The organism is Bacillus sp. BS98 (assembly GCF_008432245.1).
In the GTDB taxonomy this organism is placed as follows: Bacteria; Bacillota; Bacilli; order Bacillales; family Bacillaceae_G; genus Bacillus_A; species Bacillus_A toyonensis.
This window is the reverse complement of sequence record NZ_CP043830.1, coordinates 4,446,132-4,461,216: the sequence shown is the minus strand read 5'-3', so window position 1 is coordinate 4,461,216 and position 15,085 is coordinate 4,446,132. Positions and strand designations below refer to the sequence as shown.

Annotated in this window: 14 protein-coding genes; 12 read left to right on the top strand and 2 right to left on the bottom strand. The window is 38.0% G+C overall.

Annotation, left to right across the window (positions count from 1 at the left end):
• The gene (locus F0362_RS23165) at positions 1–279 is read right to left on the bottom strand and encodes a YtzH-like family protein (RefSeq protein WP_001122853.1); all 279 of its coding nucleotides are present in this window, start codon (positions 277–279) and stop codon (positions 1–3) included.
• A gap of 231 nt (positions 280–510) precedes the next feature.
• Here F0362_RS23165 and trmB point away from each other — a divergent pair, with 231 nt between their 5' ends.
• Entirely contained in the window at positions 511–1,164 is a 654-nt protein-coding gene (gene trmB, locus F0362_RS23160; RefSeq protein ID WP_001239372.1) for a tRNA (guanosine(46)-N7)-methyltransferase TrmB, read from the top strand.
• Positions 1,165–1,234: 70 nt separating this feature from the next.
• Complete coding sequence (locus tag F0362_RS23155; RefSeq protein WP_000391955.1) at positions 1,235–2,089, top strand: YtnP family quorum-quenching lactonase; 855 nt, start codon at positions 1,235–1,237, stop codon at positions 2,087–2,089.
• 239 nt (positions 2,090–2,328) lie between these two features.
• Here the strand turns inward: F0362_RS23155 and F0362_RS23150 are convergent, their stop codons facing one another.
• Positions 2,329–2,640 (bottom strand): PepSY domain-containing protein, encoded by a 312-nt coding sequence (locus tag F0362_RS23150; RefSeq protein ID WP_000118536.1) that lies wholly within the window; start codon positions 2,638–2,640, stop codon positions 2,329–2,331.
• A 148-nt stretch (positions 2,641–2,788) separates the two neighbouring features.
• On the opposite strand from F0362_RS23150, the gene F0362_RS23145 reads away from it, so the two are divergent.
• The 10 genes from F0362_RS23145 to murC all read left to right on the top strand — a co-directional run bounded on the left by F0362_RS23145 (position 2,789) and on the right by murC (position 15,037).
• Positions 2,789–3,862 carry a M42 family metallopeptidase gene (locus F0362_RS23145; RefSeq protein ID WP_001031519.1) on the top strand — a complete coding sequence of 358 codons (1,074 nt, stop codon included), beginning with the start codon at positions 2,789–2,791 and terminating at the stop codon, positions 3,860–3,862.
• Positions 3,863–4,130: 268 nt separating this feature from the next.
• The gene (locus tag F0362_RS23140; RefSeq protein ID WP_000869945.1) at positions 4,131–4,640 is read left to right on the top strand and encodes a DUF84 family protein; all 510 of its coding nucleotides are present in this window, start codon (positions 4,131–4,133) and stop codon (positions 4,638–4,640) included.
• Between the two features lie 84 nt (positions 4,641–4,724).
• Positions 4,725–5,039 carry a thioredoxin family protein gene (locus F0362_RS23135; RefSeq protein ID WP_000838192.1) on the top strand — a complete coding sequence of 105 codons (315 nt, stop codon included), beginning with the start codon at positions 4,725–4,727 and terminating at the stop codon, positions 5,037–5,039.
• Between the two features lie 79 nt (positions 5,040–5,118).
• Positions 5,119–5,931, top strand: a complete 813-nt coding sequence (locus tag F0362_RS23130; RefSeq protein ID WP_079519655.1) for a DUF1444 domain-containing protein — start codon at positions 5,119–5,121, stop codon at positions 5,929–5,931.
• Positions 5,928–6,542 (top strand): YtpR family tRNA-binding protein, encoded by a 615-nt coding sequence (gene ytpR, locus F0362_RS23125; protein ID WP_001006772.1) that lies wholly within the window; start codon positions 5,928–5,930, stop codon positions 6,540–6,542. The genes F0362_RS23130 and ytpR overlap by 4 nt, the downstream gene beginning before the upstream one ends.
• 311 nt (positions 6,543–6,853) lie before the next feature.
• Entirely contained in the window at positions 6,854–7,198 is a 345-nt protein-coding gene (locus F0362_RS23120) for a hypothetical protein (RefSeq protein ID WP_000813345.1), read from the top strand.
• A 40-nt stretch (positions 7,199–7,238) separates the two neighbouring features.
• Complete coding sequence (locus tag F0362_RS23115; protein ID WP_000874076.1) at positions 7,239–8,195, top strand: N-acetylmuramoyl-L-alanine amidase; 957 nt, start codon at positions 7,239–7,241, stop codon at positions 8,193–8,195.
• Positions 8,196–8,350: 155 nt separating this feature from the next.
• On the top strand, positions 8,351–12,295 hold the full coding sequence (locus F0362_RS23110; RefSeq protein WP_149889982.1) for a DNA translocase FtsK: 3,945 nt from the start codon (positions 8,351–8,353) through the stop codon (positions 12,293–12,295).
• A 61-nt stretch (positions 12,296–12,356) separates the two neighbouring features.
• A complete protein-coding gene (locus tag F0362_RS23105; protein ID WP_000658377.1) occupies positions 12,357–13,475 on the top strand; it encodes a nicotinate phosphoribosyltransferase in 1,119 nt (372 codons plus the stop codon).
• A 251-nt stretch (positions 13,476–13,726) separates the two neighbouring features.
• Complete coding sequence (murC, locus tag F0362_RS23100; protein WP_000219460.1) at positions 13,727–15,037, top strand: UDP-N-acetylmuramate--L-alanine ligase; 1,311 nt, start codon at positions 13,727–13,729, stop codon at positions 15,035–15,037.
• The last annotated feature ends 48 nt before the right edge of the window (positions 15,038–15,085 follow it).

Below are 15,085 nucleotides of genomic sequence, written 5' to 3'. Positions count from 1 at the left end.
TTAAGAAAAATTGTCCATTCCAGCAATCCACTGAGTAAGTTGTTCTTGATTATTGGAAATATGGTTGTCCAAATTAGAGGAAGATTTACCCGATTGACTATAAGAATATACATCGTTTAGCATTGTTTTAGCGTCATTACTTATATTATCGTTTGCGAGTAACGATTGAATGAGGCGCTCTAATTGCTCGCATTCAGAAACTGTCCCGCAGCAATCGCTTTGGTGATTGACTAAAATATCTTTCAGCACTTCTAATTGATGTTGTTGACTAATTGGCATGAACGGATCATCCTTTCGATTGTTTTTCTCTTCTCGGAATGTAAGAGAAAAAGCTACGTCGTCATGGAATGTTTAATGCTGTATGTAGTTTTTATCAAAATGGTACATCTTATACTTGAAAGAAACGGACCGAGTGCTCGTACGTACTTGGTTTTTTGTTTGGTAGATTGATTAAAACAGAAAAAAGGAATCATTCCTTTAAAATAGCTTTGTAAAGAGAGGGAGACATCTATGCGTTTAAGACATAAACCATATGCATTAGATCGAATTAATGAGTATTCACATATCGTAATTGGAAACCCAGAAGAGCGCGCGGGTAATTGGAAAGAAGTATTTGGAAATGAACAACCCATTCACATTGAAGTAGGTACAGGTCGTGGCCGCTTTATGTACGATATGGCAAAAGCAAATCCACATATTAATTATATTGGAATTGAAAAATTTACGAGTGTTGTTGTAGATGCACTTGATAAATTAATTGAAGAAGAATTACCGAACTTAAAGTTAATAAATAAAGATGCTGAAGATTTAACAGTTTTCTTTGCAAAAGGTGAAATTGATCGTGTTTATTTAAACTTCTCAGATCCATGGCCGAAGAATCGTCACACGAAGCGTCGTTTAACGTATAAAACGTTTTTACGCAATTATGAAGAAGTGTTAGTAGAGGGCGGAGAAATTCATTTCAAAACAGATAACCAAGGGTTATTTGAATACTCTCTAATGAGTATGGCTGAGTATGGTATGTTACTAACTTACTTAAGCCTAGATCTTCATAACAGTGATTTTGAAGGTAATATTATGACTGAGTACGAAGAGAAGTTCTCTAGTAAAGGTCATCGTATTTATCGAGTTGAAGCGAAGTATCGCACAGAGCCTATGCAGTAATGCATAGGTTTTTTTATAACTAAAATAATCGGAATTTTATGTTAAAATTAATGTAAAAGGGGGATGTGTGATGGAAGAATTACGAATTGGAGATATAAAAGTGACGTGGTTAAAAGGTGGGAACACACATTTAGATGGCGGGGCAATGTTTGGCGTTGTGCCGAAAGTACTTTGGTCACGAAAATATAAACATAACGATACAAATCATATATATTTACGAACAGATCCGTTACTTTTGCAAACGAAAGATGGAAATATGCTTATTGATTCTGGAATAGGAAACGGTAAATTGAATGAGAAAATGAAGAGAAATCAAGGAGTAACGGAAGAGTCATCGGTTTATGAATCTTTAGAAAAACTGGGATTAAAGCCTGAAGATATTCACTACGTCTTAATGACGCACCTTCATTTTGATCATGCATCTGGTTTAACGAAATGGGAAGGGGATCACCTTGTACCGGCGTTTCCGAATGCGAAAGTTTATGTAAGTGAAACAGAGTGGAATGAAATGAGGAACCCAAATATTAGATCCCGTAATACGTATTGGAAGGAAAATTGGGAGCCGATTGTAGAGCAAGTTGTTACGTTTCAACAAGAAATCGAAATTACGGATGAAATAAAGATGGCGCATACAGGCGGACATAGTGATGGACATGCAGTCATTGCTTTAGAAAGCAAAGGAGAAACGATGCTGCATTTAGCAGACCTATTGCCGACACACGCACATCAAAATGTATTATGGGTCATGGCTTATGATGATTATCCGATGACATCGATTGAAAATAAGCAAAAGTGGATGAAATATGGTGCTGAAAACGATGCGTGGTTTTCATTTTATCATGACGCATATTATCGTGCAGTGAAGTGGAATGAGGAAGGACATATTGTAGAAAAAATTGAGAGAAAAACGAGTATAGAAGCTTAAAAAAAAAGGAGGTTGTTCCATCATATTTATTGGAGCAGCCTCTTTTTTATTGTCGGGTTTTGTCGGTAAGTCGATATATTTAAACAAACGCTGATATAATTTGAGTTGCGCCGATATAATTGGGAAATCGCTGATATAAATCGAGTTGCGCCGATATATTCGGAAAATCGCCGATATAATTTTAATCACTATCCGCAATTTTTCAAAAAAAAGAGGTTCACCTAATGGGAAACCTCTTTTTATGCTGCTATTACCTCTAAAACAGTACCTGTTTTAGCATCAACTAAAAATTCAAATCGTTCTTGTATATCATCTAACATTGTTGTAAGACCGCCGCGATAAACTTCATACGCAACATCATATTTTTCAAATGTCTCTGGAACCATATGTACCCAAGAGCCAGTAATTTCACCTTTATGATTTAATGCTTGTTTCACCATTTTCAATGCTTTTTCTGAAGAAATATGGGATTGTTCTTGTACTTTGTTTGCAACGAAATAACCAGCTGCAAATCCAACGCCAAGACCTGCTACTAAACCTTTCCAGCTCATATATTCACCTCAATTCTATAAAATAAAAATAGTGTACCGATAATAATTATAAAGCAAATGCAGCTAAAAAAGAAGAAACTAGAAACATTTCGAAAATTTCGTTACAATAAAAAAGGTATTCTACTAAGGTTTGAAAGAAGGGGACTTCGTGAATAAAGAGACATTACAATTATTTCGTACGTTAACAGAATTACAAGGTGCGTCAGGTTTTGAACATGATGTACGCCGTTTTATGAAGCAAGAATTAAGCAAATATGCTGATGAAATTGTGCAAGACGGTTTAGGTAGCGTATTTGGTCTGAAAAAAGGGGACGAAACTGGCCCACGTGTTCTTGTAGCAGGTCATATGGATGAAGTAGGTTTCATGGTTACGCAAATTACGAAAAACGGAATGCTTCGTTTTCAAACGTTAGGCGGCTGGTGGAGCCAAGTGCTATTAGCGCAGCGCGTACAAGTGATGACGAAGAATGGTCCTGTTATAGGGGTTGTTGGTTCTATCCCTCCTCATTTATTAAGTGATGCGCAACGTGCAAAAACGATGGATATAAAAAATATGCTAATCGATATAGGTGCAGATAGTTATGAAGATGCGATTGAAATTGGTGTAAAACCAGGACAACAAATCGTGCCAATCTGCCCGTTCACACCGATGGCAAATGAGAAGAAAATTATGGCGAAAGCTTGGGACAACCGTTATGGATGTGGCCTGGCAATCGAGTTATTAAAAGAATTAAAAGATGAAACATTACCGAATACATTATACTCTGGTGCTACTGTACAAGAAGAAGTAGGTCTTCGCGGAGCACAAACAGCTGCTAATATGATTCAACCAGACATTTTCTATGCGCTTGATGCAAGTCCAGCAAACGATGCTTCTGGTGATAAAACGCAGTTCGGTCAATTAGGAAAAGGTGCTCTTCTTCGTATTTACGATCGTACGATGGTAACTCATCGAGGAATGCGCGAATTCATTTTAGATACAGCAGAAACACATAATATTCCGTACCAATACTTTATTTCACAAGGTGGGACAGATGCGGGCCGTGTACATACAAGTAACTCAGGTATCCCATCAGCAGTAATTGGTGTTTGTGCTCGCTACATTCATACGCATGCTTCTATTTTACATGTTGATGATTATGCAGCAGCAAAAGAACTTATTACAAAGCTTGTAAGAACAACGGACAAAACGACGTTAGAAACAATTAAGAATAACGCGTAAAGAGGAAGGGCTGCAGAGCTCTTTCTTTTTTTAGGTAGGAGAGATGACCCAGCGATGTGTAGTAGCGGTCAGTGCTTAATTAGTGCTCGAATAATGCATGAAGACCGCGGAAGAATGTTTTTGTGTTCGGGACCAAAAATATTGTGGGAAGTCACCTTCTACTATAGGTAGAAGGGATTCCTTGGTGGTGTGTGGTAGTGGTTGGCACTTCATTTGTGCTGAAGTGGATATTAGAACAGAATAATGAATTCTTATAGAGGTGAACGAAATGAAGGTAGTAGTTGGATCGAAGAATAAAACGAAGGTTGGGGCTGTGGAGAAGGTATGGAAAGATGCTGAAATTACATCTCTTTCTGTCCCATCGGGAGTATCGGCACAGCCATTTTCAGATGAAGAGACGATGCAAGGAGCAATTAATAGAGCGAAGCGAGCATTGCAAGAAGGAGAAGCTCAAATTGGTATTGGGTTAGAAGGCGGCGTGATGAAAACGGATCACGGTTTATTTATGTGTAACTGGGGCGCACTCGCAACGAGTGACGATAAGATATTCGTTGCCGGAGGAGCACGTATTAAGTTACCAGACGATTTTTTAACGCCTCTTGAAGATGGTAAAGAGTTAAGTGAAGTGATGGAAGAGTTTGTAGAGCGGAAAGATATTCGTAGTCACGAAGGTGCTATCGGTATTTTTACAGACGATTATGTCGATCGAACGGAATTATTTGTACACGTTGTTAAGTTACTCGTTGGGCAATATAAGTATGATAAAAAGCAAGCATAAACCTTGCACCGTGTACGATGTATGGTAGTATAAAGAAAAGATTATAGTGTGAAAAAAGTGCACGCATTAGAGGAGGAAATATAGATGAAATCATTAGAAAGCATGGAACAATTCCAAGAATTAAAAAATGAAGAGAATGTAGTCTTCATGTTCTCAGCAGAATGGTGCCCAGATTGCCGTTTCGTTGATCCATTTATGCCAGAAGTAGAAGAGAAGTATAGTGATTTCTCATTTTACTATGTAGATCGTGATGAGTTTATTGATCTATGCGTAAAATTAGACGTATTTGGCATTCCGAGCTTTGTAGCGTACAATAAAGGTGAAGAAACTGGACGCTATGTAAACAAAGATCGTAAAACACAAGAGCAAATCGAAGAGTTTATTGAAGGTTTAAAATAAAACAATTAGCCAATTGAATTGTAAAAACAACCTCTACCTTCGCGGGGGAGGTTATTTTTTTGGAAGGGAGGAAAAAGAGATGAAAATGACAAGTAAAAAGATGAAAGACGAGTTAATGAAGAAATTATCTCGACCAGAATGGGATTTTCATTATGATAGCGAGAAAGAAGTTCTTCGTATTGAACAAACAAACTCGAAAAAAGGTATTAACGTATCACTTCCAGGAGTAGTAGCGAAATGGGAAGTGAACAAAGAAAAGGCGATTGAAGAGGTTGCTTATTATGTACAAGAAGCGTTAATTGCAATGCATAGAGAAGAAAATAGCACGGCGAAAATTTTACCTGTTATTCGCTCTACTTCTTTCCCAAAACAATCAGAAGAAGGAAATCCGTTTATTATGACGGATCATACGGCGGAAACACGTATTTATTACGCGCTAGATTCTAATAAAACGTATCGCCTAATTGATGAGCGCTTATTACAAAAATTAGAGCTTACAGAGCAGCAAGTGCGCGAGATGGCATTATTTAATGCTCGCTCATTAGGTTATGAATTTAAGCAGGACACAGTAGCGGATAATACATTCTACTTTTTAAACACAAATGATGGGTATGATGCGAGTCGTATTTTAAACGAAACGTTACTACAATCGATGCGTGAAAAGATCTCTGGTGACATGGTTGTTGCTGTTCCTCACCAAGACGTATTAATTATTGCTGATATCGTCAACGAAATCGGTTATGATATTATTGCACAAATGACAATGAAATTTTTTGCCGAAGGGCATGTTCCGATTACATCACTTTCATTCGTTTATGAAGATGGGGAATTTGAACCAATCTTTATTTTAGCGAAGAATCGGAAGAAGACAGATGGAAAAGAGAAAGGATGAACGAAGTGAACGTTTTTTATAACCTTGAAGGAATTGGTGACACTTTAATTGTTGCCTTACAAGATATTACTTTAGAGAACCGTACTTTTGATCGCAAAGGAGATGTTGCACGCGTATACGATCGTGAAAGCAATGTAACAGCAGGATTCAACATCTTTAATGCATCTTCTTACTTAGAAGTAAAAGAAACAGGTAACCTGACATTAACGAAAGAGCTTGTAGAAACAATCAACGAAATTTTAGCGAAGAACGGCTTTGAAGAAAAAGTAGAAGCAGATCTTTCTCCGAAATTTGTTGTAGGTTATGTAGCTGAAAAAGAAAAGCACCCAAATGCTGATAAATTAAACATTTGTACAGTAGAAATCGGTACAGAAACATTACAAATCGTATGTGGTGCACCAAACGTTGATGCAGGACAAAAAGTTGTCGTTGCAAAAATCGGCGCTGTTATGCCAAGTGGTATGTTAATTAAGCCAGCTGAGCTTCGCGGTGTTCCTTCTTCTGGAATGATCTGCTCTGCACGTGAATTAGAGCTTCCAGACGCTCCACAAGAAAAAGGTATTCTTGTATTAGAAGATAGCTTTGAAGTTGGACAAGAGTTTAAATTTTAATTGATATAAGAAAAGAGAGGTTGTCCTTTTGGACAGCCTCTCTTTTCTTTTTATCATTCTTTGTCGGTAAGTCGAAATTTCGTATTGAATCGTTGATATATTGAGAGTTGTGATAGATATATTTAAAAAATCGTTGATATATTGAGAGTTGTGATAGATATATTTAAAAAATCGTTGATATATTGAGAGTTGTGATAGATATATTTAAAAAATCGTTGATATGATAAGGGTGTCACCTTTTTTAAAAAAATCTATATTGTATTTTATAAACAATCTAGTTAAAATTTAGAAAAATAGAAGGGGATAAACGTATGAAACAACAACCAAAAATCGCAGAACTTCTAAAACGAATTGAAACTTCAAAACAGCAAGATGTTGAGCTAGGTACTTATGAAATATATGTATTTAGTGAAGATGAACTGGAAAAAGGGCAGATCGGTTATCGATATGATAAACATAAAAATTCATTAATAAGCAATGAAAGTGGAAAATGGCAAGAAGAATGGATTGTTATTGGATATGAAACAGATATGGGTGATCCAGTTTTCGTGAATGTGGATGATGACGCTTATCCAGTCTATACGGCAGAGCGTGGTACAGAAACGTGGCAGCCTGTTTATATTGGAAATATGGATGAGGTTATAAAACAATTATAAGAAAAACTTTGAGTCCGGTGCAAAGTGATGGGAGAGAAGCATGAAGTATATAAAAATAATGGTCATGACTGCATTCATTGGAATATATATGGGAGGTTGTTCACAAGAACAGTCGAAAAAAGAAACATTATCTTCTACACAAGAAAATAGTAAAGATGATAAGAAAGAAGCACCGGTAGAAAAGCAGCAAGAAGAACAAGAAAAAAAAGAAGAATCGCAAACAATTCAAACGAATGAACAAGTAGAAACTAAGCGGGAGGAAGTATCGGCCGAGGAAAAGAAAGAGGAAAATACGCCGGTGAAGCCAACTGAGCAACTTATGCAAAATAATGAACAAAAAGTAGAGAGTAATGAAAAACAAGGAAAGTTTCTCGTCGTTATTGATCCAGGGCATCAACAAAAAGCAAATTTAAATTTAGAACCGATTGGACCAGGGGCAACGACGCAAAAATATAAAGTGACAGATGGTACAACGGGTGTTGTGACGAAAAAGAGAGAGGCTGTACTTGTATTAGAAATGTCTTTTTTATTAAAAGAAAAGCTTGAAGCAAAAGGGATACAAGTAGTAATGACGAGAACGTCACAAGATGTTGATATAAGCAATAAAGAACGTGCGACATTCGCAAACGATCATAAGGCAGATTTATTTTTACGCCTTCATGCAGATGGTTCTGAAAATCCAAATCAAAGTGGGTTTGCTGTATTGACGCCAGCAGAAGGAAGTCCCTATACGAAAGAGATTTATGCAGAAAGTCTTCAAATCTCGCAAAAGATAGTAAATAAAATGAGAGAAAACAATCAGGTGAAAGTAAATGGGATTAAATTTAGGGATGACCTTTCTGGATTTAATTGGGCGAAAGTTCCTGGCGTACTATTAGAGCTCGGGTTTATGTCCAATCAGGATGAAGATAAAAAATTATCTGACCCGCAGTATGTAAATTCTTTACTGCAAAGTGTAACAGATAGTGTAGATGAATATCGGAAGAGTAAAGCTTAAAAGCAGTCTTACATGGAAGGCTGCTTTTTTCTATATGAAAACAATCGTAAATTAGAATGTTATGGATAAATATGACATGCTTAATTTTACCTGCACTTTTTGCCGAATGCTGATACAATAAAGGATGTTACTATTTAGTAGAAAGAGTGGTAAGCATGTTAGATTGGATGAAAAAGCTGTTTAACAAAGAGGAAGAACAAACAGCGATGAATAAAGAAGCAATGAAACAAATTGAAAGTCAGCCGAAAATTCCTCGTGTAAACCACTACACTGAAGCAAGAGAAGCACAAATGGCAAGCAGAAATGCAGGTAAATGCCGTTTTCCATTAATACCAGATGATGGATTTGATGAGGATGACGTAAGAGAATTACCTCACTTTGAAGAACAACCTGTTCAAAGAGGTATATACGAAGAGCAGCCTACTCAAAGAGGAATAAAAGTGGAGAGAAGTAGACGGCAGTATGTGGAGAATGCAGTTTCTACATACGAAGAGCCGGAAGTGCAATATGAACCGGATCCAGAGCCAGTCGTAAAAAAAGTATCTGTATCGCCGCAAGAAAGTAGCCGTAGACCATTTCGTCCAACAGAAATGATTTCGCCGATTTATGGATATAATCGTCCTTCAGTAGAGAAAAAGGAAGAAAAGCAGGAGGAAGAAAAGGAAAGAGAAGATCTTGAAATATCTGTAGAGGGCAAATCAGTCGTTGATGCATGGTTAGAGAAAAAAGGGTATACATTATCTTATTTCTCAGAAGGAAAAGCACCGACTTCTTCTAGTCATCAAGACGTTGATCAGCAAGGTCAACAGAGTAAAAAGGAAGAAAAGTCAGTTGTTGATCAATGGCTCGAGAAAAACGGTTATGAAATTGAGCGCCAAGAGCCAGTAGTAGAAGAAAAAGAAGTAATTCAAGAAATAAATACACCGCAGGAAGTTTCAGCGGATGAATTACTTCATAAAACGGTAGCTGAGCGTATGGAAGATGCAGAGCAAGAAAAAGATGTAGTGGTGCTAAATGAAAACATTTTACAAGAGGAATTAGTAGATTCCAAAGTAGAGCACGAGGATACAATATTATCAGAAGAAATTAAATGTAATACAGAAATAGAACAACCTATTATGGAAGTAGAAAAGCAAGCTCCAGAAGAATCAGTGATTGTCAAAGCAGAAGAAAAACTTGAAGAAACAATCATTGTGGAAATACCAGAAGAGCTTGGAGAAGTTGCAGAAGTAATGGCGGAAGCAGAAGAAACTGAAGAAGCAGAAGTAATGGCGGAAGCAGAAGTAGTGGTGGAAGCAGAAGAAAAACTTGAAGAAACAATCATTGTGGAAATACCAGAAGAGCTTGGAGAAGTTGCAGAAGTAATGGCGGAAGCAGAAGAAACTGAAGAAGCAGAAGTAATGGCGGAAGCAGAAGTAGTGGTGGAAGCAGAAGAAACTGAAGAAGCAGAAGTAATGGTGGAAGCAGAAGAAACTGAAGAAGCAGAAGTAATGGCGGAAATGGAAGAAACTGAAGAAGCAGAAGTAATTGCAGAAACAGAGGGGTCTGAAGTAGAAGCAATTGTAGAACTTGAGGAAACGCAGCAAGAAATGGTATTAGATGAAGCAATTGAACAAAAAAATGAATTCATACATGTTGCTGAGGCTGATGAACAAACGATGGAAGATGTCCAAAGTTTTGCGAATGTTTTAATTGCAGAAACAGAGGAAAGTAAACCAGTTGCAGAAGAAGGGCCAGTCGCTGAAGAACAACCAGTTGTAGAAGAAGGGCCAGTCGCTAAAGAACAACCAGTTGCAGAAGAAGGGCCAGCCGCTGAAGAACAACCAGTTGCAGAAGAAGGGCCAGTCGCTGAAGAACAACCAGTTGTAGAAGAAGGGCCAGTCGCTGAAGAACAACCAGTTGTAGAAGAAGGGCCAGTCGCTGAAGAACAACCAGTTGTAGAAGAAGGGCCAGTCGCTGAAGAACAACCAGTTGCAGAAGAAGGGCCAGCCGCTGAAGAACAACCAGTTGTAGAAGAAGGGCCAGTCGCTAAAGAACAACCAATTGTGCAAAAAGAAGAGCCAAAACGTGAGAAAAAGCGTCATGTACCATTTAATGTTGTTATGTTGAAACAAGACAGAACGCGATTAATGGAAAGACATGCGGCTAGAACGAGTGCAATGCAATCTTCTATGAGTGAGCGAGTTGAGAATAAGCCTGTATACCAATTAGAAGAACAACCAACGCAACAAATGGTAGTAGAACCACGAGTGGAAGAACAACCAACGCAACAAATGGTAGTAGAACCACGAGTGGAAGAACAACCAGTGCAACAAGTGGTAGTAGAACCACAAGTGGAAGAGAAACCAATGCAGCAAGTGGTAGTAGAACCACAAGTGGAAGAAAAGCCAATGCAGCAAGTGGTAGTAGAGCCACAAGTGGAAGAAAAGCCAATGCAGCAAGTGGTAGTAGAACCACAAGTGGAAGAACAACCAGCGCAACAAATGGTAGTAGAATCACGAATGGAAGAACAACCAGTGCAACAAATGGTAGTAGAATCACGAGTGGAAGAAAGACCAGTACAACAAATGGTTGCAGGGCAAGTACAAAAGCCAAGTTCAAGTACAGAACCACAAGAGAAAGCATATGTTGTAAATCAAAGAGAGAACGATATGCGAAATGTATTACAAACACCACCAACATATACCGTTCCGCCATTAGCATTATTGTCAATCCCGCAACAGTCAGCGTTAGATAATACGGAATGGTTGGAAGAGCAAAAAGAATTGTTAGATACAACGTTTAATAATTTCCATGTTGGAGCACATGTTATTAATGTATCGCAAGGGCCGGCAGTAACTCGTTTTGAAGTACAGCCAGATCCAGGTGTGAAAGTAAATAAAATTACAAACTTAAGTGATGATATTAAGCTGAGTTTAGCTGCGAAAGATATTCGTATTGAAGCACCAATTCCAGGGAAGAGTGCGATTGGAATTGAAGTTCCAAATAAAGAAAGTAAGCCAGTATTTCTTCGTGAAATTTTAAGAAGTCCTGTGTTTACAAAGAGTGAATCACCACTTACTGTTGCGCTTGGACTTGATATTTCTGGTGATCCAATTGTAACCGATATTCGAAAAATGCCACACGGACTTATTGCGGGTGCAACGGGTTCTGGTAAAAGTGTGTGTATTAACGCAATTTTAACGAGTATTTTATATAAAGCGAAGCCACATGAAGTGAAGTTAATACTAATTGATCCGAAGATGGTTGAGCTTGCACCATATAATTCTGTTCCGCATCTTGTAGCACCTGTTATTACGGATGTAAAAGCAGCTACCGCTGCATTAAAGTGGGCAGTTGAAGAGATGGAACGCCGTTATGAATTGTTCGCGCATGCTGGTGCTCGTGATTTAACGCGTTATAATACGATTGTAAGCGAGCGAGAAATTCCGGGTGAGACATTACCTTACATTGTTATCGTCATTGACGAGTTAGCTGATTTAATGATGGTGGCACCTGGTGATGTTGAGGAAGCGATTTGTCGTATTGCCCAAAAAGCTCGTGCTTGTGGTATTCACTTATTAGTTGCGACGCAGCGTCCATCGGTAGATGTTATTACAGGTTTAATTAAATCAAATATTCCAACGCGTATAGCGTTCACTGTATCATCTCAAGTTGATTCGCGTACGATTATCGATATTGGTGGCGCGGAAAAATTACTTGGCCGTGGTGATATGTTATTCTTAGGGAACGGTACATCTAAGCCAGTTCGTGTACAAGGTGTATATGTATCGGATGATGAGATTGAAAAAACAGTTGATCATGTGAAAAAGCAAATGAAGCCGAATTACTTATTTAAGCAAGAGGATTTATTAGCAAAATCAGAACAGAGTGAGTCGGAAGATGAACTATTTTTAGATGCATGTCAATTTGTTGTAGAACAAGGGGGAGCGTCCACATCTTCTGTACAGCGAAAATTCCGCATCGGTTATAATCGCGCGGCACGTCTCATTGAAGAGATGGAATCGCAAGGGATTATTTCTGAAGGAAGAGGAACGAAACCGAGAGATGTCCTTATTTCTGAGGATGAATTCGCTGCTATGCAGGAAACAAATATATAGTAAACGGTTTTGCTGTATACTAAGAGAAAATGTTGGATAGTAAAGTAGGGAGTAAAGCGACATGAAAGAAATTGAATTAAAATTAAAAGGTGAAATAAATAGACTAACAAATAGAACATTTAAATTTGACGAACGTGTTGGAGAAGGTTGGTTCTCTGCCGTTTACTTTTTAAAGACTAGAGAAATCATTGAAGAATTTCGCCCGAAAAGTATTGTAACGATGCAATTTTTCCAAAAGGAAAATGCAGTTCTTTGCGGAACAGATGAAGTAATTGCATTGCTGCAAACATTCGCTAAAAATCCTGAGGAACTTGAAATTAACTCTTTAAAAGATGGCGATAATATTAGTCCATTTGAAACAGTGTTAACAATTCATGGTCCTTATGAAAATTTCGGATTTTTAGAAGGTGTCATTGATGGGATTTTAGCTCGTCGTACATCGGTTGCGACAAACGTATATAACGTTGTCCAAGCTGCACGTAGTGTAGATAAAGAAAAACCAGTTATTTTCATGGGAGACCGTGACGATCATTATACACAACAAGCTGGTGACGGTTATGCAGCATACATCGGAGGTATGAGCGCACAAGCGACGCATGCGATGAATGAATGGTGGGGCAGAAGTGGTATGGGGACGATGCCTCACGCATTAATTCAAATGTTTAATGGTGATGTTGTGGAAGCCGCAAAAGCATATCATAAGAAATTCCCAGAAGATGAATTAGTTGTATTAATTGATTACAATAATGATGTCATTACAGATGCACTTCGCGTAGCGCGTGAATTTGGATCAACATTAAAAGGCGTGCGTGTCGATACGTCTCGTACAATGATTGATCAATACTTCATTCGTCACCCAGAAGTACTTGGAACATTCGATCCACGTGGTGTAAACCCATCGCTTGTATTTGCACTTCGTAAAGCACTTGATGAGGAAGGATTCCAGCATGTAGACATCGTTGTAACTGGTGGATTTGATGAGAAGCGTATTCGTGAATTTGAAGCTCAAAACGTGCCTGTGGATATATACGGGGTAGGAAGTAGCTTATTAAAAATGAATATTGGCTTTACTGGTGATAACGTAGAATTAAATGGAAAACCAGAAGCGAAAGCTGGCCGTAAATATCGTCCAAACCCACGTCTAGAGCGTGTTCAATTAGAAACAAGAGAAGATATGTAAAAGAGAGAAAAACTGATAGGTGATTGACCCTATCAGTTTTTCTGTTATCATAGTATAGCGGCTTCTTTTTTGCTATAATGGACTTGATATGGGCATACAAAGAAGTACGTACGAGTTTATCCTGATAAGTGAAGAGAAAGAATAACTTCACTACATCAAAATGTATGATGATTACCAAAATAAGAAAAGATTCATATACTGTCTTATAGATAGGCCGTTGTATTAGTTCGAAATGTTGGAGGTTCTTTAAGATGACAGTTTACCATTTTGTAGGAATTAAAGGAACAGGAATGAGTTCATTAGCACAAATTCTTCATGACATGAAGCATACTGTTCAAGGGTCTGATTATGAAAAGCGTTTCTTTACACAAACAGCGTTGGAAAAGCGTAATATCTCAATCCTTCCTTTTGATAAAAATAATGTTAAAGAAGGACAAGTGATTATTGCAGGAAATGCATTCCCTGATACGCATGAAGAAATCGTAGCAGCGAAAGAATTAAACATCCCAGTACATCGTTACCACCACTTTTTAGGTGACCTTATGAACCAATACACAAGTGTTGCTGTAACTGGTGCACATGGAAAAACATCAACAACAGGTTTGTTAGCCCATGTAATGCAAGGTGCACACCCGACATCTTACCTTATTGGAGATGGAACTGGGCATGGGGTAGAAAATAGTAAGTATTTTGTATTTGAAGCTTGTGAGTATCGTCGTCATTTCTTGTCTTACAATCCAGACTATGCAATTATGACAAATATTGATTTTGATCATCCAGATTATTTTGCAGACATCAATGATGTATTTGGTGCATTCCAAGAGATGGCATTGCAAGTGAAAAAGGGTATTATTGCATGTGGTGATGATGAAGAACTTCAAAAAATTCAAGCGAAAGTACCTGTTATTTTCTATGGATTTGGAGAAGATAATGATTTCCAAGCACGTAACATTCAAAAGAGAACAGATGGTACAATATTCGATGTATTCGTTCGTAATACGTACTATGACACGTTCAAAATTACAGGATACGGCAACCACAGCGTATTAAATGCATTAGCAGTAATTGCGCTTTGCCATTACGAAAATGTTGATGTAGAAGCAGTTAAACATCAATTAACAACTTTTGAAGGCGTAAAACGTCGCTTTAATGAAAAGCCGATGGGAGAGCAAGTTATCATCGATGACTACGCACACCATCCGACAGAAATTAACGCAACGATTGAAGCTGCTCGTCAAAAACACCCAGAGCGTGAAGTTGTCGCTGTATTCCAGCCACATACATTCTCACGTACAGAAAAGTTCTTAGATGAGTTCGCAGAAAGCCTAAGCAAAGCTGACCAAGTATACTTATGTGATATTTTCGGATCAGCACGTGAAAACAAAGGTGACTTAACAATCGAAGATCTGCAAAAGCGTATTGATGGTGCAGAACTAATTACAGATACAACAACGGATGTATTAAAGAAACATAAAAACGGCGTTCTAATTTTCATGGGCGCAGGAGACATCCAAAAATTCGAAGCAGCTTACGTAAAAGAAGTTCAAGTTGCAGAGAAGTAATAGAAAAGACGCATAGCTTGGCTGTGCGTCTTTTTTGTTGTGTTCATA